Source organism: Halochromatium glycolicum (genome assembly GCF_016584085.1).
Classification (GTDB): Bacteria; Pseudomonadota; Gammaproteobacteria; order Chromatiales; family Chromatiaceae; genus Lamprobacter; species Lamprobacter glycolicus.
Window position 1 is genome coordinate 42619 of sequence record NZ_NRSJ01000027.1, and the last position, 19911, is coordinate 62529.

19 protein-coding genes, 2 tRNA genes, 1 other RNA gene and 2 pseudogenes are annotated in these 19911 nt (G+C 62.1%); 12 read left to right on the forward strand and 12 right to left on the reverse strand.

All coding sequences use genetic code 11. From position 1 onward, the window contains the following. Nucleotides 1-231: 231 nt before the first annotated feature. From infC to CKO40_RS14610, 3 genes are all read right to left on the reverse strand, one after another. A complete protein-coding gene (gene infC / locus CKO40_RS14600) occupies nt 232-750 on the reverse strand; it encodes a translation initiation factor IF-3 (RefSeq protein WP_200346984.1) in 519 nt (172 codons plus the stop codon). Nucleotides 751-958: 208 nt separating this feature from the next. After that, on the reverse strand, nt 959-2878 hold the full coding sequence (thrS, locus tag CKO40_RS14605; protein WP_200346964.1) for a threonine--tRNA ligase: 1920 nt from the start codon (nt 2876-2878) through the stop codon (nt 959-961). Between the two features lie 334 nt (nt 2879-3212). Next, nucleotides 3213-3289, reverse strand: a tRNA-Val gene (locus CKO40_RS14610). Nucleotides 3290-3643: 354 nt separating this feature from the next. Between CKO40_RS14610 and CKO40_RS14620 the strand changes: the two genes are divergently transcribed. The 4 genes from CKO40_RS14620 (at nt 3644) to CKO40_RS25160 (ending at nt 6218) form a co-directional block, all read left to right on the forward strand. Continuing rightward, nucleotides 3644-3719: transfer RNA gene (locus tag CKO40_RS14620), tRNA-Thr, on the forward strand. Between the two features lie 364 nt (nt 3720-4083). Further along, complete coding sequence (locus tag CKO40_RS14625; RefSeq protein WP_200346966.1) at nt 4084-4230, forward strand: hypothetical protein; 147 nt, start codon at nt 4084-4086, stop codon at nt 4228-4230. 124 nt (nt 4231-4354) lie between these two features. Continuing rightward, nucleotides 4355-4714, forward strand: a transfer-messenger RNA (tmRNA) gene (gene ssrA / locus CKO40_RS14630). 1156 nt (nt 4715-5870) lie between these two features. After that, the gene (locus tag CKO40_RS25160; protein ID WP_338074182.1) at nt 5871-6218 is read left to right on the forward strand and encodes a hypothetical protein; all 348 of its coding nucleotides are present in this window, start codon (nt 5871-5873) and stop codon (nt 6216-6218) included. Nucleotide 6219: 1 nt separating this feature from the next. On the opposite strand, the pseudogene CKO40_RS25165 reads toward CKO40_RS25160, so the two are convergent. From CKO40_RS25165 to CKO40_RS14650, 4 genes and pseudogenes are all read right to left on the reverse strand, one after another. Continuing rightward, a pseudogene (locus CKO40_RS25165) lies at nt 6220-6489 on the reverse strand (chromosome partition protein MukE); the annotation flags it as partial. After that, a complete protein-coding gene (locus CKO40_RS14640; RefSeq protein ID WP_200346967.1) occupies nt 6429-6656 on the reverse strand; it encodes a hypothetical protein in 228 nt (75 codons plus the stop codon). The pseudogene CKO40_RS25165 and the gene CKO40_RS14640, both read right to left, overlap by 61 nt. Beyond that, nucleotides 6656-7530 (reverse strand): annotated as a pseudogene (locus tag CKO40_RS25385) (nucleotidyl transferase AbiEii/AbiGii toxin family protein). Before CKO40_RS25385 ends, CKO40_RS14640 begins: the two are co-directional and overlap by 1 nt. Then, nucleotides 7523-8140 (reverse strand): type IV toxin-antitoxin system AbiEi family antitoxin domain-containing protein, encoded by a 618-nt coding sequence (locus CKO40_RS14650; RefSeq protein ID WP_200346968.1) that lies wholly within the window; start codon nt 8138-8140, stop codon nt 7523-7525. The pseudogene CKO40_RS25385 and the gene CKO40_RS14650 overlap by 8 nt, the downstream one beginning before the upstream one ends. A 200-nt stretch (nt 8141-8340) precedes the next feature. On the opposite strand from CKO40_RS14650, the gene CKO40_RS14655 reads away from it, so the two are divergent. Continuing rightward, complete coding sequence (locus CKO40_RS14655) at nt 8341-8679, forward strand: hypothetical protein (RefSeq protein ID WP_242477060.1); 339 nt, start codon at nt 8341-8343, stop codon at nt 8677-8679. A gap of 288 nt (nt 8680-8967) precedes the next feature. Here CKO40_RS14655 and CKO40_RS14660 read toward each other — a convergent pair whose 3' ends face one another. The 3 genes from CKO40_RS14660 to CKO40_RS14670 form a co-directional block, all read right to left on the reverse strand. Continuing rightward, complete coding sequence (locus tag CKO40_RS14660; protein ID WP_242477061.1) at nt 8968-9363, reverse strand: hypothetical protein; 396 nt, start codon at nt 9361-9363, stop codon at nt 8968-8970. A 49-nt stretch (nt 9364-9412) separates the two neighbouring features. Beyond that, the gene (locus CKO40_RS14665; RefSeq protein WP_200346970.1) at nt 9413-9880 is read right to left on the reverse strand and encodes a MarR family transcriptional regulator; all 468 of its coding nucleotides are present in this window, start codon (nt 9878-9880) and stop codon (nt 9413-9415) included. Nucleotides 9881-10573: 693 nt separating this feature from the next. Continuing rightward, complete coding sequence (locus CKO40_RS14670) at nt 10574-10939, reverse strand: hypothetical protein (protein ID WP_200346971.1); 366 nt, start codon at nt 10937-10939, stop codon at nt 10574-10576. Between the two features lie 165 nt (nt 10940-11104). On the opposite strand from CKO40_RS14670, the gene CKO40_RS14675 reads away from it, so the two are divergent. Then, nucleotides 11105-11398 (forward strand): GSU2403 family nucleotidyltransferase fold protein, encoded by a 294-nt coding sequence (locus CKO40_RS14675; RefSeq protein WP_420827383.1) that lies wholly within the window; start codon nt 11105-11107, stop codon nt 11396-11398. Between the two features lie 69 nt (nt 11399-11467). Here CKO40_RS14675 and guaB read toward each other — a convergent pair whose 3' ends face one another. Then, nucleotides 11468-12955, reverse strand: a complete 1488-nt coding sequence (gene guaB, locus CKO40_RS14680; protein ID WP_207173664.1) for an IMP dehydrogenase — start codon at nt 12953-12955, stop codon at nt 11468-11470. Nucleotides 12956-13375: 420 nt separating this feature from the next. On the opposite strand from guaB, the gene CKO40_RS14685 reads away from it, so the two are divergent. Next, the gene (locus tag CKO40_RS14685) at nt 13376-13555 is read left to right on the forward strand and encodes a hypothetical protein (protein ID WP_200346974.1); all 180 of its coding nucleotides are present in this window, start codon (nt 13376-13378) and stop codon (nt 13553-13555) included. 490 nt (nt 13556-14045) lie between these two features. Here the strand turns inward: CKO40_RS14685 and CKO40_RS14690 are convergent, their stop codons facing one another. Next, complete coding sequence (locus tag CKO40_RS14690) at nt 14046-14444, reverse strand: H-NS histone family protein (protein WP_200346975.1); 399 nt, start codon at nt 14442-14444, stop codon at nt 14046-14048. Nucleotides 14445-15009: 565 nt separating this feature from the next. Between CKO40_RS14690 and CKO40_RS14695 the strand changes: the two genes are divergently transcribed. The 5 genes from CKO40_RS14695 (at nt 15010) to CKO40_RS14715 (ending at nt 19744) form a co-directional block, all read left to right on the forward strand. Further along, nucleotides 15010-15246, forward strand: a complete 237-nt coding sequence (locus CKO40_RS14695; RefSeq protein WP_200346976.1) for a hypothetical protein — start codon at nt 15010-15012, stop codon at nt 15244-15246. Nucleotides 15247-15530: 284 nt separating this feature from the next. Next, nucleotides 15531-16034: a DUF1269 domain-containing protein gene (locus CKO40_RS14700; protein WP_200346977.1), complete on the forward strand. Its 504-nt coding sequence runs from the start codon at nt 15531-15533 to the stop codon at nt 16032-16034. Nucleotides 16035-17007: 973 nt separating this feature from the next. Further along, on the forward strand, nt 17008-17451 hold the full coding sequence (locus CKO40_RS14705) for a DUF1810 domain-containing protein (protein ID WP_200346978.1): 444 nt from the start codon (nt 17008-17010) through the stop codon (nt 17449-17451). Nucleotides 17452-17818: 367 nt separating this feature from the next. Next, the gene (locus tag CKO40_RS14710; protein WP_200346979.1) at nt 17819-18829 is read left to right on the forward strand and encodes an aldo/keto reductase; all 1011 of its coding nucleotides are present in this window, start codon (nt 17819-17821) and stop codon (nt 18827-18829) included. Nucleotides 18830-19492: 663 nt separating this feature from the next. Continuing rightward, nucleotides 19493-19744 carry a UPF0175 family protein gene (locus tag CKO40_RS14715; protein WP_200346985.1) on the forward strand — a complete coding sequence of 84 codons (252 nt, stop codon included), beginning with the start codon at nt 19493-19495 and terminating at the stop codon, nt 19742-19744. The last annotated feature ends 167 nt before the right edge of the window (nt 19745-19911 follow it).

Genomic DNA, 19911 nt, shown 5'->3' on the forward strand with positions numbered 1-19911 from the left:
GGGCGCAAAATCGACCACCGACAAGGCTGGAGGCCCATCAAGACGCCCGCTTGCCTCACCCAAGCCCTGATTTCGCAAGCCGCAGAACCCACCCAATTAAGCTTCTCAGGCGCCGGCTTCCGGAACGCCGTCAAGATGACCGCGTCGCACCGTTAGCCACAAACCAGTAAGGCGAACGGCACGCCTGATGCCGTGCCCGAGCACGGTCGCCTAGCCGATCAAACCAGGACGCTACCTCTTCTTCGGTCCGAGCACCATGACCATCTGCCGTCCTTCCATCTGCGGCTGCTGCTCGACGATGCTGATATCGGACAGATCGTTTTCGACCCTCCGCAGGAGCTCCAAGCCGAGCTCACGGTGCGCATGCTCGCGCCCGCGAAAGCGCATCGTCACTTTGGCCTTATCGCCTTCGCTCAAGAAACGGGTCAGGTTCTTCAGCTTGACGTTGTAATCGCCAATATCGGTACCCGGACGAAACTTGACCTCTTTGACCTGGACCTGTTTTTGCTTCTTGCGCGCCTCGTTCTGTTTCTTCTTTTGATCGAACCGAAAGCGCCCGTAATCCATCAGCCGGCAGACCGGGGGATCAGCGTTCGGGACGATCTCGACGAGATCCAGATTCGCTTCCGCGGCCTTTTGCTTGGCCTCTGAAAGGTCGAGGATACCGACCTGCTCGCCGTCTTCGGCGATCAAGCGAACCTGTGGAACCGAGATCTCGTCATTGACGCGGTTACGTTTTGGTGCAGCGATAGCAGACTTCCTCCGAGCTCAACGAAAATACGGGAACGACGCCGCTCCGACCGACTCGCTTCCTTGACATCCAGTGCCGAGGCCGCCTTCCCAAAGGTATCAACCCACGGACCGGTGTGAGCTGAATCGGTGAACCCAACCCACCGGAGAGCGTATCAGCGACCGCTGTCCCAGGCAGAGAGCCAGCAAAGGCGGGCGAGCTGCCTCATCAGACTGTGCGCTGGGCGACCTCCTCGTCCAGGCGTTGCGCCAGCGCATCGATCGCGACAACCCCGAGGTCGTTCCCCCGACGATCACGGAGCGCCAAGGTCTCATTCTCCATTTCCCGATCGCCGATGACGAGCAGGTACGGCACCTTCTGCAGCGTATGCTCGCGAATCTTAAAGCCGATCTTCTCATTCCTCAAGTCGGCATCGATGCGGAAACCCTTCTCACGCAGTATCTTAGTGACCTTCTCGGCATAGGGCCGTTGATGATCGGTAATGGTCAGCACAACAGCCTGGACCGGGGCGAGCCAGAGCGGCAAAGCACCGGCATAGTGCTCGATCAGGATGCCGATGAATCGTTCCATCGAGCCGAGGATCGCGCGGTGAATCATCACCGGCACCTGTTTCGCATTGTCCTCGGCAATATAGTAGGCGCCGAGTCGGCCCGGCATCGAGAAATCCACTTGGATCGTGCCGCACTGCCAGGTCCGACCGATGCTGTCGCGCAGCGTGAACTCGATCTTCGGGCCATAGAAGGCGCCTTCGCCCGGTTGAACGCGGAAGCTAAGCCCCTTGTCGGTCAGCGACCTGTCCAGTGCGGCCTCACCCTTGTCCCAGAGCTCATCGCTACCGACGCGCTTTTCCGGTCGCAGCGATAGTGCCAGGTCGATCTGATCGAAGCCGAAGTCGTGATAGGTCTCGAACACCATGTCGATCAGCGTCGCAACCTCTTGCTGCAGCTGATCCTCGGTACAGAAGACATGCGCGTCATCCTGGGTGAAACGGCGCGCACGCATCAGCCCATGCAACGTGCCCGATGGCTCGCTGCGGTGCACGACGCCGAACTCGGCGATCTTTAGGGGCAGATCGCGATAACTCTTCAGGCCTTCATTGAAGATCTGGATATGCCCCGGACAGTTCATCGGCTTGATCGCGTAGTCGCGTTCGTCAAGCTCGGTTGTGAACATGTCGTCAGCGAACTTCTCCCAGTGCCCCGAGCGCTCCCAGAGCGAGCGGTCCAGCAGCTGCGGCGTCTCGACTTCCTGATAACCGTATTCGTCGAGTTTGGCGCGCATGTAGTTCTCGACCTGGCGATAGACGATCCGGCCCTTCTGGTGCCAGAACGCCATCCCCGGCGCCTCGTCCTGGAAATGGAAGAGATCGAGCTGCTTGCCGAGCTTGCGGTGGTCGCGCTTCTCAGCCTCTTCCAGCCGCTTCAGATAGGCCTTGAGCTCCTTCTTGTCGCGCCAAGCGGTCCCGTAGATGCGCTGCAGCATCGGATTGCGCGAGTCGCCGCGCCAGTAGGCACCGGCGACCTTCGTGAGCTTGAAGCCATTACCGAGCCGGCCGGTACTCGGCAGGTGCGGCCCCCGGCAGACATCGAACCAATCGCCTTGCCGATAGACCGAGACCGCCTCGCCCTCAGGGATGATGTCGTCGATGATCTCGACCTTGTAAAGCTCGCCGAGATCGTGGAAGGTCGACTTAGCCTGTTCCCGGTCCCAGACCTCACGAACGATAGGCAGATCCCGTTTGACGATCTCGTGCATGCGCTGCTCGATCGCGGCGAGATCATCGGGCGTAAAGGGCTCATCGCGGGCGAAGTCGTAGTAGAAGCCGTTCTCGATGGCCGGCCCAATCGTCACCTGCGTGCCCGGATAGAGCTCCTGCACGGCCTGCGCCATTACGTGCGCCGCGTCGTGACGCAGCAGTTCGAGGGCCTCTTCATCGTCGCGGCTGGTCACGATCGCGAGCTCGGCGTCATCGGCGACCTGGTAAGACGTATCCACGAGCCTACCGTCAACCCGCCCAGCGAGGGCCGCCTTCGCGAGCCCTGGGCCGATGTCTTCGGCGACCTGATGGACCGAGACAGGCGCATCATAGTGGCGCTCAGAGCCATCCGGGAGCGTGATCGTGGGCATCTAACTACTCAACGCTGATTCAGTGGTGACCGATACGAGGGGCCACATGATGAATGACGAGAAAATTCAACCGGGCTGTATCCTTAAGGCGCCCTATCAACATGCCCGCCTAGCCGACACAAGCTGCTGAATCATAGGCCGTATGAGGGCATTCTGATAGGGCCTCTTAACGCATGCCTGACCATCTTGCCGCAGAATCGATACGACGGGTCTGCCGCCTGATCGGAGATCCTGATCGGAGATCAGGAGCACGAGGTCCAAACCAAAACCGCCAGCCCTTAACGACACGGCGCATCGAAGGCACCGGATCAAGGCTGGCGGCTCGGGAACGAGTTGGTAGGCGCGATTGGACTCGAACCAACGACCCCCACCATGTCAAGGTGGTGCTCTAACCAGCTGAGCTACGCGCCTGTCGAAGCCGGTCATTATAGATGTCTGGCGCCGCCAGTCAACAGCTTGATCGGGCGCCATCCGGCCTTAGGCTCGATGCCCGTGTTTGCGCGCTCGAGTTGAGCTGTTCCACCCTGCCATGAGATCGGTTTGGCGCAACGCGCCGATCCGCTGTGGCATGCCTTCGTGACATGCCTGCCGCAGCACCACGGCACTCGGGCTGTTGATGCCGAGTTCGGTGACCGTACCGCTCAGCTTCTTGCAATACTGCAACGCAGAGCACTCCTGCGAGTCTGCACTTGTTGAAACGCACAGGAGGACCTATCATGCGCGGCTTGGTCGGACTCTGGAGTTCCGTCGCCCATGTAGCGTTCGGCCGGTGTAGCTCAGTTGGTAGAGCAACGCATTCGTAATGCGTAGGTCAGCGGTTCGAATCCGCTCACCGGCTCCAACTCGCATATCGGTCGTCTGCGAGCTGGGCCCAGCGACCACTTCCAGCCGCTCTAAGCCCCTTCCTCCGCCTCGGACCAGCGGCATCCCCACCCTACCCCGAACCCTGCTTCGGAGGTCAACGCACCCTGCGTTGCCGACCTTTGGCCCCATGCAGGCTCAGCAATCGTCGCAACGCTCGGCTCGAGCTCGTCAGAATCAGACAGCCGTTCTCATTGCCGATAGGTCAGCGCCGTCAGCAGTCCAATCGTTCAAGATCGACTCGAGGATGCAGCCGATCACAACGCATCGGCAAGCTTGACAAATTAGTATTCGCTTATATACTGATGCTAATTCTGATGGTATCAATCTGTAGGAGGTCCGTCATGTTGGCACCCCTTGCAATCGTTGCGCTCTTGATCGGTGGCTCCCAGGCCGCCATCGTCATCTCGGACGAGGAAGGCGCGAGAAATCAGCAGCCCACCGTCGCGCAAGTCGAAACGGTCAAGTCTGGCGAACTACCGGCCGAGTAGTACGGCGAGCATCGTGCTGCCCCTGGTCGGGGGCAGCAAACGCTTGATTGCGGTGCCGCCGAGACACCCCTTTATCGCGTTGCGAAGGAACCAATGCAGTGGTAGTTTGTCAACTTGAATACCTGGGGGCGACCTGGCTTCGACGTGGGTCACAAAACCTGAGGTGCATGCCGAGGTGCGGGTTACCTCGTAAAACTATCCGCAACTCAATAGTTGCCAACGACGACAACTACGCCCTCGCTGCTTAAACCCAGCGGGCCTCACACCGTCACTTGCCTGTGGGCGGCGGACTCGTGGGGTAACCTCACACAGGATCGCGGTGAAGGGAGCTCGGACCTGAACCGCTAAAACCTCATTCGAGATCGCCGACCAATCGCCCTGCCCCTCGGGCGTTGGAAGGTTAAAAATAATAGAGTGGGCTAAGCATGTAGGACCGAAGGCGGAGGGCTCGCGGACGCGGGTTCGATTCCCGCCGCCTCCACCATTTAATCACCCTAACCCGTTGATTCTGAAAGCAATTTCAGGACCGGATTAGAGGCACACCCACAAATCTACCCACAAACGCGTCTGCAATAGACACTTCCCGGCGGGGGCGCGCTCGATTTCCTCAACCTGAGGGGATCTGCTCCGCTGGCGACGATTCGCCATCACACTGTGCCCCAACTCAAGTCTGAGCCGAGCAGCCGATTCAGCGAGCGGCCCGAACGGATCAGACCTCTGCCCGCGCCCCTGCTGGCGCTCGCTGGTGTCAATGCCCGCTTGGTCGCCTAGATTGATAGGCAGAACCTATCGGGCATGGAAGTGGCGGGATCGTAGAGACAACGGCTTAGCGAAAAGCAAGCACGAAACGCACCCATAGACGCTGCCTATCGTCCCGACATGGCACGATTGTTGCTTTCTACTCCAAAACCTCTGAGAGGTCGTCACATAGCCCTTACCTCGGACGCACAGAAGCCCGCAGGGCGGGCCTAGCGGGCTTGGAAGGGGTCCGGGGCGTCCATGCCCCTGTGCTGTCATGTCAGTCCACTAGCAAATCGCTTGTGCGGTACGAAGACCACTGCGCCGTCTCTGTCGATCGTCAGGAATCCGACGATGTAGCGGCCCGGACTCGGGTGCACGCCGGGACGCTGAAGGCCGTATCCGCGTACCCCGCACGACGGGGACGTCATCGACACGATCGAGGAAGTGACCGACGGTAGCGGTGTCCCAACCGGGCAAGTGGGCCAGCAGCCAGCCCGGTGGTGGGCTTAGGTCACGCCACGCACCCAGGTGCTCAACGGCGAAGTTGTTGGAGGCCGATCCCATGGGCCGCGCCCGCCTCGACCGGCCCTCTGCCATCAATTCGAGTGCCTCGAGCGCGGCCCGGTGCTCTCGCCTGTGCTCATCGGCATCAGCGAGCCGCTGCCTCGCGTCTCGGCGAGCGCGATCCACGCGATCGAGCTTAGTGGCTGTCCATTTTCTACTTCCCGATGATCGCTCAACGCTGGCCCGCAAATCGGGAAGAAGTTGATGGACAGTTTCTTAGCCCGGTTCTCCGCCACCCGAACAGCGATAGTCCCGATAGCAAGCTCCTCTCCTTCGAGTAGTCGCTCTGCCTCGCCCTTGCGACGGAGCACTTGCCTGTAGGCACCCGCACGTCGGTGGAGTTCGTCGAGCCCGCGCCGGAGATCTGCGAGGCCCGCGCGGGCGCGCGAATCATCCTCCCGGCAGCGATGCAGCGTTGCCCTGCCCTGGCTTCGAACTTCTTCTCGCGCCTTGCGTTGACCCTCGGCGATCCGAGTATCGGCCTCGGCCGAAGACAGCTCTTCGCGGCGTCGCGCGACTTCGTCGGCCGCCTGCAGAGCCTGTTGAAGACGCCGGAGCCAATCCTCGGCAGCGTTGACCTCCGCCGCGAGAGCCTCCTGGCGAGCGCCCTTTTTGCCGAGTTCTTTTGGTGCGGACGGTCTCGGCGGCTATCCGTTCGTCGAATTTCCTGCGCCGTGGATTGAGGGTGCGGACCAGCGCTTCCGTCCCCAATAAACCGGATAGCCTCTGCAGAAGCGTCTCGCGCTGGACCATACCTCCGTGCTGCAAGGTGGCGGGATCCAGGTACATCAGCGCGAGCGTCTGGCCGACGAGCATCTCGCCAACGGTGAGTTGGCGACGGCCGAGTCGATCCCCCGAGGGCAGCAGGTAGAAGTACCCGTCCGCCCGCTGGATCAGCTCACAGCCGAACCGCCGATGCGTGGACGCTCCGCACCGGGATCGACCACGTCGCATACCTGTTCGAACATGTCGATCAGCACGTCTTCTTCGAACGACGCGAGCGACGCCCGGTCGGCCCGCAGGTAAAGGCCGGCAAGAAAACACAGGTCGAGCGTTTTCAGATCGAGATTGATCCGGTCTCGTGCGAGTGCAGCAATGAGGCGGCTAGGGTCCGATGGCATCAATCGCTCCTGCCGAGCTTCGCTGCGGCGATGGCGTGAGGCATGAGGAATCGGGCAACACCTTCGATCACCTCAGGTAGGCTGCCGGGACGAAGCGCCACGTTGTCCAGAAAAGCATTCCATTGACGCTGCTTCTGCTCATCCTCGGCAAAGGCCGGAGTAAGGGCATCCGGTAGGTTGACCGGGACCTCGGTCTCGCGCCGTTCGAAGGTCGCGGCGATTGCACGTGCCAGCCGGTCGTCGTCGAACGGAAACGACTGGCTGAGGAGCCAAATGTCATAGAAGTCCTTCATTCGGCTGTTCGCGCGTCCAAGCGCTACCATGGCCTGGAATTTCTCGGCAATCACCGTTTCGCGGGCGTACGCGCGCAAGCGAGGTGCGGGAAGGTCCAGCATGCACGGGTATCGATGAGCTCGGCACCCGGCTCCAACGCGTCTCCGAATGCGACGTCGACTGTTACAGCGATACGGGCACCACTGATCGATGCGGTCGTGCGCAGCCGCAGTCCGCCGTACTCGGGCTCCTCCCGGATCTGGTCGACACGTACCGCGTTCGAATCGAATTCGACGCCATCCTCGACGTCGATCGCGAGAATCTCCTTGAATGCTGCGACCATCGCCTCCGGGCTTGGATCGCCGAACCCCAACAGGTCGAGATCACGAGTAGCCCGGTGTGGGTCCGTAAACCAGCTCGCCAGCAGCATCGCGCCCTTGAGCACGAATCGGTCCGAAAAGGCCGACGTGCTGAGACGGTAAAGCAGGCGCTCCAACGCATAGCGGGTGAGTATCAGCTCGAAACTCTGTCCCGTTTCTCGGGAGAGATTCTGCAGACGCGCCCGCACGGAGGCGCCGACATTTCGGATCTCCCTAGGCATTGGCGGTCAGTGCCTCGAGATACGGCCGCACGACTGTGGACACCCCGCCCTTCTCGGCTTGACGAGCGATTTCCGCCGGAGTTGCCTTGCGTTGCCTCAGCGCCTCTTGGAGCCCCTCGATCGCGACGGACTGGCCAACTTTCCCGCGATGTCGGAAGCAATCTGCCACCGTCTTGGCCACGCCGAAGACTTTCACCGACACGCCTTCGATCACGTGCGTCTCGATGCCCTGCCTCAGCAGGCTGTCTGTGAAACGCACAATGCGGATGCCCGTACCGCTGCGCTGCGACGCCCAGTCCTTGGGTCCGATCGCCATCCAAACTTTCGGAGGTAGCTGGTCGGTCAGGCCATGGAATGCCAGAGCCGAGACGAGACACACGATGCCCTTGGGCACCCGCTTCGCAGCCTCCGCCAGGCTGTGATTGGGGTCCAGGTCAGCATCTGGCAGCTGATAGACGCCCCGCGACAGACGGATGACTTCGCCTGCCCGCTCCATACGACTCATTGTCGCCGCGGTCACGCCGGCCTCGCGCAGCTCGAGCAGGCGCATGATTCCCTGCTTCTTCAGCAGGGTTTGGGCAAGCTCACGCTGCGTTCGGGGCTTTGCCATTGATACAAATGCTCAATGTGTAGACCCTAGATACCGAGGATTTGTATCATTTGTCCGTGCGGCACGCTACCTTAATGAGCGCTGGCGGGCGGATGTGAGGTCAGTCGAGCATCGTGACAGAAGAACAAGACACAACGCGGGTACCGGCGTCGCTGACTGACAGCAGCGAGGGCCCGGTCAGTCGAGAAGCGCTATACGAGATGGTCTGGTCCGAGCCCATGCTCCGAGTGGCGGCCCGGTTTGGCGTGTCGTCCAGCTACATGGCCCGCGTCTGCACGCTGCTCAACGTACCGCGGCCTGAGCGCGGCTATTGGGCGAAACTGGCAGTCGGCAAAGCGCCGAAGCAATCGCCACTCCCCGAACCGCGTCCGGGCGACCCGCTCGAGTGGACGCGGGACGGAGCCCTGCCGAAGCGGGCCCGATCCATCCCGAAGCCGCCCGACCAGCGGCTGCGAGGGAAGCGCACGGTAAAGCGGCAGCTTCCGGATCGGCATCCACTGGTCAGCGTCGCCGCCTCCACCAATAAGTCGCTGATTTGATTAGATCAGCACCCTCGCTGGGAACACTATTGGGAAAAGACTGAAGAGCAGATAGCACTTGCTCATTGCTTCTGGCACTGCTGAGCATCCTCTAGACCGATGAAAGCCCGCTCCAACGCGGGCTTTTTTGTTTCCGCTCGAACCCCGTGATTGATGATGCATGTCTGACCGTCGGCGCGCACGAACGGCGCCTGATGTTCGCGCGCTGTCGGACCGACTCGACCCCAGCCATCGCTCACGTAGCCCACAGCGTCACCGATGCCATAGGCCACATGCTTCTCCCATCACTCAGACGGGAGCCTGAAGTACCGTTGATGTGCGTCCCCTGAGGCGCATGCCGTCGCGAATGTTCAGTCCGATCAGCCACAGATTCACGCCGCCGGCGACCAGCTCGAGCGCCTGCGCGCCGTAGAAGCTGAGATCGAACGCGCCTTGGCCGGCTTTGAGATTCAGAAAGAGCGCGAGCGGCATCAGGACCAAGATGCCGTTTAGCGCGATCACCGGCATGCGCCGACGTTTGGCCGCGACCAACGGGTGCTCACTGCGGCGCGACAGCACAAAGCCGCTGCCGCCGGTCATGGCCAGCAGTGGCACAAGGACGAACAGCGCATAGACGATCGCTTGCTTTACATCGGCGATCGCTGCGTAAGAGAGAAATCCCTCCGCCATCAGCGTCGCAGCCATGAAGGTTGCGATCAGCCCGAAGGCGAACAGCGCGGCAAAGCGGTGAACACTAGTCAACATCGTCGAGATCCTCATTGGGTGAATGATGCAACTGGCTCAGTGCCGTCAGCGTGCGCAACGTCGCCGCCAGATCGTCGTCGGGAATCGCTGCGCAGACCGAGCGGGCGTGCGCCTGCCATGCCGTCTGCACGGCGTCGTAGATGCGCTCACCCGCTTCGGTGAGCGCGAACAGCGGTGAGCGTTTATGGGCCGGATTGGCCCGCTTGGCTACCAGCCCGTCCCGCTCCAGCAGCGCGAGCTGCTTGCTCGCGCCCTGTCGCGTCACGCCCATCTGTCGGGCGATGGCCGGTGCCGACGCCGGAGCACCCGCTAACGCCAACGCCCCGAGCATCTGCCAGCGCGCACTGGTGAGCCCGAAAGGCGCCACGAATACATCACCCCACTCGATGAGGCGCCCGTGCGCGCGAAACAGCGCCAGCACCGTCGCGGTGAGTTGTTCCGGATTCTCGTCAGTCACTGAACCTCCTAAAAGCAACCGGTTGCTGTATAGCAATTCAGTTTACACTATGGAAGCCGGTTGTCAATATGCCAGAACGAAGGATCTGACGAGCGAGGCGATCCACGGCAGACGTGTAAGGCCGGTTCACGATCGGCTGTGGAGCGCCAATCCCCGCCGCGAGGCGCAACGGCCACCTGCGCACGGCGTCGCTTCGCGCGCCATACCGGCGCGCCAACCATCATTGAGCAGGCAAGGAGGGAACGTTTGCGCGAGCTCGCCGCCGCAGGGCTTCGCGTGGGGAGGCAGCTCTGGATGGCAGCATCATGGCGAACCGCCAACGCAGGCTTTACTGGTCGACGGCTGTTCTTGTGCCTTTGGCCGGAGGGTGGTCAGTCCTTGATCGATCAGAGCAGAGTGTTTCCGTATGGCAATCATGACGGGGGTTCGGGGCCAGACCCGCTGCCGCTATGCACAGCCATATCCACAGCCTTCGTGGATAAAGAGCGCTTGACAGGAGCCCTGTTACTTGCTCCCCACGGTGTCGACCAACCGCCCCTAAGCCACTGATTTTCGATGATGGTTAGTGGATGACCAAACTGTTTCGATCAGCGCTAAGTCCCGGTTCCGGCGATAGCTTCTGCCGTCCGTCCGCAATTGTTCAACAGACTTGTCCACAATGGGGGTGGACAACCGCTGGGCTGGAAAGCCGACTCACCGACGGGGCCGTGTCGATAACCAGGCCCGGTACCGCAGCCAGGTATCGGACGTGTTCTGGGGCGTTCTCTGCGCCTTGGCAGCGTCCGGCGTCGACTCCCTGTGCACGGGTAGCGCATTGAGCGCCAACCGCACGGCTTGGCGGTCATCGAAGTCGCGTTTGGCCATCAGGGCGCGCTGCGCCGCCTCCAGATCGGCGACCAACCGATGGTCATCCGCCGTGAGGCCTTGCAGCAGCCGCTTGACACCTTCGATGCGCCAGTGATTCTCCTTCAGCGCCTCAGGATCGATCTCTGTCTGTCGCAGCGTCGCTTCGAGAAAGCCCTTGCAGAGCTGTAGCGCTGTTTCCGCGGGATCATTCAACTGTCAGAGCCCTCTGTAAATCGCGTCGAAGAGGCCGAATCGGCGGCCGCGCTTGCCCGTCTTGCCCACATGAGCGAGTCCTATGCAGGCGTGCTGGGGCCTGGGTTGGCACGTCCAGTCCTCATCGGAACCCATGCCTTCAACGCACTGGGCAATCTGCTTGGCGTGCGCTGGAGCACCCAGATGCAGACGCAGGATAGGGACCTGGCTGCTGATACCGATGTCGATCTCGCCATCCCGCCCAACATGCCGACCCTCGGCTCCGCACTGGAGCAGCTCGAGATGGGCTTTCTTCCGGTGCCAGCGCTCGATCCACGCGTCCCGTCAACGGCGTTCAAGGTGCGCTGCCAAAGCCTCCGCGTCGATCTGCTCACGCCCTTGGTGGGTCGCGCCCGCGCGGCGAGCGTCTGCGTGCCGGCGCCCTGCCGCCGCTCCTGGCCGGCGTCGACGGCTGGCTGATCGGCGCGGATCGCGGCCATCTGGCCGACTGCACCTCGGACCTGGAGGCGGTCAGCCGCTGGCGAGCGCTCAGCGCTCGTAGGATTCGATGCGCGCGGCCGCGCTCAGCGGCACCAGGAACGCGGTCGGGTCCGGCAGCACCTTCTCCCGCACCGCGGCCAGCGTGGTTTCACCGCCGTAGCTCACGGATGACTGCAGGTGGCCGCGGATGCGCTGGAGGATGGTGCTGACGCTGCCCCGGTAAGGCACCTGGATTTCCTGACCTTCAGGCGGGATTTCAAGCGCTGCGTCGCGCTCTTCGCTGCTGCCGCTGTCGTAGAGCGCTTCCATCACGGCCTCGGGCGAGGTCATGCCGCGGTAAAGCTTTTTCTTCATGTGCGTCGCCGGGTCCTGGATCACGTGGCCCGGCGCCTCGTCAGTGCCGGACAGCGCGCTGCCGAGCATTACCGTCGACGCCCCGCAGATCAGGGCGAGAAAGATGTCCTTGTCGGTTTTCACGCCACCGTCGGCGACGATCGGCACCTTGTCACCGACGGCGAGATAGGCCTCACGGATAGCCTGCAGCTGCGGCACCCCGGCCGCGGTTTCCAGCCGCGTGCGGCAGCCGCAGCCGGGCCCGACGCCGACCTTGATGGCGTCGGCGCCGATATCGCGCATGAAGCGCGCACCCGCGCTGGTCGCGATATTGCCGCAAACCAGCGGCACGTTCCCAAACTGGCCCCGCAGCCCGGCAACAGCCCGCTCCATGATTACCGAGTGACCGTGAGCGATGTCGACGAACAGCAGATCGGCACCGGCCTCCAGCAGCGCCGCGGCCCGCTCCAGATAATCGCCGCGCGCGCCGACCGCCGCGGCGCAGCGCAGGTGGCCGGCGCTATCCTTGCTGGCGCCGGGCTGTTTGCGGTTGAGATTGATGTCGCGGCGGGTGATGAGGCCCTGGATGCGATTCGCGCCATCGATGAGCGGCAGGCGCTCGATGCGGTGTTCGAACATCAGCCGTTCGGCCTCGTCGGTGGAGATGTCCGGTGCGCCGGTCACCAAGCGAGACAGCGGTGTCATGAAATCGTCGACCACTCGATCCTCGGCAGCATCATCGTGCACCGGCGTGTCGCGGTTCGAGAGCAAACCGGCCAGCACGTTGGAGCCACTGGCCGTCTCGATCAGGATGCCGGTGATGCCGTGCTGCCGCGCGAAACGCCTAGCTTGGCGGATACTGGTGCCCATCGGCAGGCACAGAGGACTGTCGATCACAGCGCTCTGGCTGCGCTTCACCACGGCGACCTCGGACGCCTGGCGCTCGATGCTCATGCCGCGATGCACGACCCCAATGCCCCCATGCATCGCCATGGCCCGCGCCATGTCGGCGCCGGTGACGCTGTCCATGTTCGATGAAACGATCGGCAGATCCAACGCAATGTCCGCCGTCAGCAGCGATTTGACGCTGATCGTGCGGCGGGTCTGCGACTCGGTCTTCTGCGGCCGGAACAGGAAATCGTCGAAGGTCCTGCCGGCCCAGAAAGCCGCCTCGTCCGGCGTAGCGGTGAAGGCACTGTCCACGTTCTGCCACCTGCTCATTGCCATGGGTCAGTCTCAGGTTGCGCTGCGGTCAAAGGCGGAAAGAGTCTCGATCGCGGCAACGGATAGCCGTCGCCGACCTATCGCGAGTTCGGATCACCGGCCAGCAAGACGACCGCGGCTAGCGCATCTTACATCGAGCTCGGCTCCGAGCTCGTCAGCCTAACGTTCATGCTAACGTTCATGGCACGGTGCCACCCCAGACGATCAATTCCGCGTGATTCACGGTAACATGGGTATCGCCCAGCTTCTGCAGGCGTTCTGACGCCGAGTTGGGTGTGCTCAAACCTCGCTTGGCGTAGTTTGCCCTATGCGGGAGCGGCCTCCGGCTCCGACCAGACCTGCAGGCTGCACGACGATATGCTCAACCCTTCTCCAGCCCAAACCCATTGAGAGAGCAATATGGCCACATCCAATCAAGCGCACCCCGACGAGCACACGAAGGACGTTGACATGGATCGCCGCGGATTCTTGGCACGGGTCTCCCAGATCACGCTGGTGCTCGCCGCCGCTGGGACACTGACCGCCTGCGGTGAAATGGACGATGACGACGATGATGATGATGATGACGACGACGATTGAGGCTGTCAGGTCATTGTTCCGCGGGCCGGAGCCTGCGCAGCGGTAGCATCGGCACCGGTGACGGTGCGCGCCTCGTCGGCCCCTTCGCGATGGTGCGGGATGCGCATTCGCGGGGGTCGATCAGCAGACGTCAGACCAAGGAGGTCGGGGGCGGCGATGTCGCGGGAACTGGGCTGCAACTACGCGGGAACTGGGCTTGACAGCAGCTCGAGCGGGCGTTGCTCGCTGACGATAGGGCTCGAGCCGCTCAGTTGTTGATTGTGGATGGCGGTTAGTGATTGACCAAGGTGACGTGACCGAACGTAAGCGACTGTCCAGCCGGTCACTTGCGGTGGCCATCTGCAACCGATCAACAGGGTTGTCCACAAGCGCTGTGGATTGCCCGCTGTGTTCCTAACCCCCGCTTGTTCTTAACCTCTGTGCTCAGCGATTGACCGATCGGACGTCCATGTCTCGAAACGGTAATGATCGCGGTGCGTGGAGGGGCCGATCAGGCCGCGACCTTCACCAGGTGCTGCTCCTTGAACTGGGCGCGGTGCTCGGCCGAGCGTGGGTCGTAGCCGTTAGCGCTCATCTTCTCGACCAGCCAGTTCGGCAGCCGACCGCGTAGATAGGTGTTGTTCGGATTGTCCGGGTCCGCATACCGGGCATAGCCGGCATTGGTATCGGCCGCTTTGCCATTGCGGCGCTTTCGCCCGAGCACGAGACCGGTGATCTCCTCGGCATCATAGCCGCGCTCGGTGATCATGCCCTTGATCTCATCGGCAAGCTCACGCTTCTCTTGTTGCTGACGCGCTTCGAGTGCTCGGGCAAGGGCCTGCTTCTCGGCGTCCAGGTTCTCGAGGTGGGCCTTCAATTCGTCGGCACTGAGTTGTTCGTATTGTTCCATGGATCGACTTCTTCAGGATGATTGCTGATTGATTCGTCAGGGAGACGGTTTCTGGACACCGCCTCATCGAGGCGGTGCCCGTTCAGGTGCAATCATTCCTGCATGACGAAACAATTTCAAGGGCCTGCCCCGGTTTCGGTGCGAATCGGAGCGAGTCGCCGTGCTCCATTTGCGATTCCTCAATGCTGGTCGGGGTTAAGACGACCGATAGCGCTCAGCCTGTCCGGAGACCGGTCATCCGGAAGTTGCGTCCAATTGCCAGCCTCGATGCCGAATTGGGCATTCCGAGGCACGTACTTCTACTGACCGAGTTCGTTAGCCGTCGTTTCACCGAGTCTTCGACCACTCAGCGGTCACGGCTCCGATAAAGGCCTTCATCGCCTTTGGTGATCTTCAGGCGATGCACGCGCTTGGGAGCGGCTTGCTCTGCGACAAGCGGCCGACAATGCGATCGACATCGAAGGGTGGGCTCGTGTCAACCCTTACGCGGAACTGCGCGAGAGCAGGCGCGGCCTAAGAGACTCCATCAAAACGGCCGCTTGACTCGTGCACGCCTCTGATTTAAATGAAGACATCCCCGCCAGCTCAGACTCTCACCCTCGAGATCGATCCCTCACTGCTCGAACAGGTGCACAGGCAGCTCGAGCGAGCGCGACGAGACATCGAGCCGGAAGCCTATCTCGTCACGCTGGTGACGACGATCCTCGACAATTCCAGCTATCCCATCCGGGCGTCGCGGACCGATTCAGGGGACATCAAGCTGACCTATCACCTGAGATCGTTCAGCGAGCCATTCGTATAGCGAGGCCTCACCGTCCGCTGGGCTGAACCTGTCCGTTGGGCTGAACCTGCTCGCTTGGCGTTGGCTCGAGCCGAGCGGCCTGTGTCGGGGATGCCGGGTCCCGCCCGTTGAGCACGATCGAGCGCCGAGGGTGCCGTGCATGCCGCAGCGAACGGCGTCGATCACCTCCGGCGTCAGCCCTGGCACCTATTGCTGTCCCTTGTTGTAGTCCCTTGCGCATTGGACTTTGACGATAGCCGTTCTAATCTCAATGTATCGGGGCGTTCTTAAAGACGGTGAATGTGATGAAACGTCTGTATTTCGTCGTGCCCGACAAGGGATCGTGCCAGAACCTTGTTGCCGAGCTTCGGGATGCTGGCATCCCAAACCGGCACCTGCATGTGGTTGCCAGCCTAACCGTGCCTCTCGACGACCTGCCGAAGGCTGGCCTGACGCAGAGGACCGACATCGTGCATGGATTCGAACGTGGGCTTGCTCTCGGCGGAACCGCCGGCCTATTGGGCGGCATGCTCGTTCTGGCATTTCCGCCCGCTGGTGTCGTGGCGGGAGGAGAGGCATTGGTAGCGGCAGTGACCGCTGGCGGCGCAGGGGTCGGTGCACTCGCATTAAGCCTCATTTCCAAGGATAGCCACAACAAAGACTTGGCGGCCTTCGAAGACGACATCGCCCACGGCCGCATCCTACTCATGGTGGACGTGCCTAAAGACGAGTTGAAACACTGGAAACAGCTGATCTTGGCACACCATCCTGAGGCGGAAATCGGTGTCGCGGCGCTGCCCCAGACCTGAGTGGCTGGGAGCCAACGCCTCGATGACCACAAGCTGCTCCATTATAGCCATTCCGCCTGATCGCCGGACAGAAAGCGCCGGAACAGTCAGCACCGATGGACGCCGCTTGTCCGGAAACCAGGGCGAGTGACTATATGACTATGCCGACGAACAAGGGACCCGGCACCGCCGGCCATCGCCCGCCTTCGGGCGCCTTCGGGCGCCTGCCGCCGGAGGCGGCATCGACGCAGAGGCACGCCATCGCTGCATCACCACGTTGGACTCGTCCTGAGTACGGAGCATTCAGCGAGGCGCGATAGGTCGCGTCCGCATGCCAGATCCTCGCTGCCAGCGTCGCTGATCCGGGACTGTCAGACCGCACCATCGTCATCCGCCTCGCCTCGTCCGACTGATCTGCTCGAGTTTTTTTGCCCTTGTGGTCAGCGATTGACCGTTCGGACATCGATGTCTTGAAACGGCAATAATCGCGCGACCTCAGCCGGAACGCGGCGGCCGCTATGCACAGGGTTATCCACAGCCACGGTGGATAACCGACGCTTGACAGGACTGCGCCTCGTTGTTCCCGGAAACGAAGGGAGGTTGTCCCGCTAAGTAGTTGATGCACCGATGCTGATCCGAGATTGCCCAATCGGACGGGTGAACAGCTAAGCCCTTGGCGGATCAGGCATCGAAGCGCGGATTGCACGATCCGTTCACAGAGTTATCCACAGCCGCTGTTGGTCCTTACGCCCATCGCGCCAATACTTGATCAGCTTGATCGCATGCCGGTTTCGGTGGAGAGGTATCGGGCGTGCGTGGAAGCCAAGCGCTCTGGCTCAGCCTGTCGGTCGGCGGCCGGTAGCCCCGAACCTTGCCATCGATCGTCGTGAGGTGCGCTCCGCTTGGATTGTCGACCCTGACAGGGCTGACGCAGAATGTCCGCAATGAGCGTAACAATGCGCTTGTCGATCGTTCTGTTGCATGGCGAAGGCTGATGACAAACACCGAAGACCCGTTCGAGCTGACCCGTTTTGTCGAAGCGCAGGCGCCTCAGTACACGCAGGCCCTGAGCGAGATTCGCAGCGGCCGCAAGCGCTCGCACTGGATGTGGTTCATCTTCCCTCAGCTCGAGGGTCTCGGGATGAGCACGACGGCGCGCCGGTACGCGATCCGATCCCTCGCCGAAGCGCAGGCCTATTTGGCCCACCCGGTGCTCGGACCGAGACTGATCGCCTGTGCCGAGGCCGCGCTCGGCCTAGAGGGTCGCAGCGCACACGAGGTCTTCGGCTCGCCGGATGATCTGAAGCTGCGCTCCTGCGCGACGCTGTTCGCGCAGGTCTCGCCGGCGGGCTCGGTCTTCCATCGGCTACTGGAGCACTATTTCGCCGGCCAACCGGATGAGCGCACGCTGGCCTTGCTTGACGCAGGCCCGAGCTGAGGCGGTCTTGGACCGACGTTGCCTTGGACCGACGTTGCCAAGGCGCCTCCGGTCGGTCTTGGCGGGGCGACGGCTGCCTTGAATGACGCGTCAGGCGTCAGCGTCTCCAGCCACAACGGCATCACCCACACAAGGTGCCGCCCCGGACAATGAACCCTGCGTGATTGACGGTAACGCACACGGCGGAGCGCCAACCCCGGACCGTGAAACGGGGCGGTAGATTGGGGCGACGCCAGGACGCATAACATATCGCATCCTGGTGGACCTCTTACTACAACTGTGCTGTGTCACGGTAACCTTAACGGTCAGACACCGACCCACAGGATAAGGGTGTTGTTTCAAGGTCACAGCAAATGCCGACCCTATTATGTCCCAGCCGATCCGTTCACCATTATCCGCGTCCCTCGGTGAGACGCATCCCGCCGTGCTTGGTCTGGGACTCGCCGCATTGGGGCGCCCCGGTTATATCAACCTGGGCCACGGCGAGGATACCGCCACCGGGCGCAGCATCGAGGCGATGCGCGAGCGCGCCTTCGCCGTACTCGATGCTGCCTGGTACGCTGGCGTGCGCTACTTCGACACGGCCCGCTCCTATGGCCGCGGCGAGGCCTTTCTTGGCGACTGGCTGCAGTCGCGTTCGATTCCGGCCGACGCGGTGACCGTCGCCTCGAAATGGGGCTACACCTACACCGCCGACTGGCGGATTGACGCTGAGCAGCATGAGGTCAAGGATCATTCGCTGCCAGTCCTGCAGCGGCAATGGCAGGAGACCCAGCGCAACTTGGACGGCTATCTGGACCTCTACCAGATCCACTCCGCAACGCTGGAGAGCGGCGTGCTCGATGACTCAGCCGTGCATGTCGAGCTTGCCCGGCTGAAGACGGCAGGGACGCGGATCGGCCTGACCCTGAGCGGTCCCCAGCAGGGCTGGGTACTCGAACGGGCATTGGCCATCCAGATTGACGGTGTGCGCCTGTTCGATGCCGTGCAAGCGACCTGGAACCTGCTCGAGCCGTCGGTCGGACCAGCGCTCGAGACCGCGCACCGAGAGGGGCTGGCGGTCATCCTCAAGGAGGCACTGGCCAACGGCCGCCTGACCGAGCGCAACCAGGAAACGGCGTTCCGGGGACGGCGGCAGCAGCTTGAAACCCTCGCGCAACGGTTCAACGCCTCGCTCGATGCGCTCGCGCTGGCCGCGGCCCTCGCCCGGCCCTGGGCCGCGGTCGTGCTCAGCGGGGCGGCGACCGAAGCGCAGCTGCAGTCGAACCTGACCGCGGCAGCCATCCCTTGGGATCACGAGGCCGAGGCGCTGATCGAGACGTTCGCCGAAGCCCCGGATGCGTACTGGCAGACGCGCGGCCAGCTGGCTTGGAATTGAATCGCGGCATGGCGCGCGCTCCGAATCGCATCAGCGGGCCGCTGCCCAAAGCCTGAATATCGACCGGTCTGCCGGTGGTCAGCGCCAACGGCAGCAACGATCCCATAATCAGTCGCTGTCGCGCCGCGCGCGAGACTTGCTCTATCAATTCCAGCAGCGCGTCTTGAAGCGTCTCCTCGATAACCCCGTGGCAGACAGGCATGTCCAGGGCCTGGTCAACGGTCATCGGCATCCGGAGCCGTTGATGGCAACCGAATTGCCGTGGTGTCGCTCACGCTATTCCACGGAGATTTCTCTGATTCGATCGCCCTGACCGTTGCAGATTCTGCCACCGCTTTAGCTTTGAGGCCCGCCTTGAGCCGTTCCAGCAGGCGGTATGTCCGCAATCGGCCACAAGCCGACATTGACGGTTCCAGCCGCCCGCGGCTGCATACGGTCAGTTGCGGACATGGACCGCCGATTGCTCAGTGGGCGTTGAACGCCGTTAGCCGAAATATCAACCACGACGAGCTTCAGACATTACGATGCGAAAGCCGACATCGAGAACAAACTATTGCGGGTCCGAGGAGATTGAGTAAATTGTTCCCGGAACTGCCCTGTCCACAGAACTGTTCCAGACCAAGCGGATGGTCGGTAACGTAAGCAGCTAAAGAGGTGAACGCCATGACCCAGGTGTGTCTGGATCTGCCGGAATCAGTGCCCGCGTTGTTGCACTGCCGCCCTGGTGAGTTGAACAAGGAGCTGCTGCTGGCTGCCGCGGCCCATTGGTATCAACAGGGACGGATCTCCCAGGAGTGGGCCGCGCAGATCGCCGGGCTTGACCGCACGGACTTCTTGCTTGCCCTGGCGCGCATGGGCAAGGATTCGTTTGTGGTGGATTTCGACGACCTGGACGATGAGCTGGCGCGTGGTTGAGCGGGCGATCATCAATGCCTCGCCCTTGATCTTCTTTTCCTTGCGCCAGGCAAAGCCTGGAAGAGGGGGATGATCGCGAAATGATTTGAGTGATCGGAAACCTCTTATTGTGACCCGCCGGGTGAAAGTCCCGAACCGGAAAGGACTGGCCATCCACCGGAACCGAG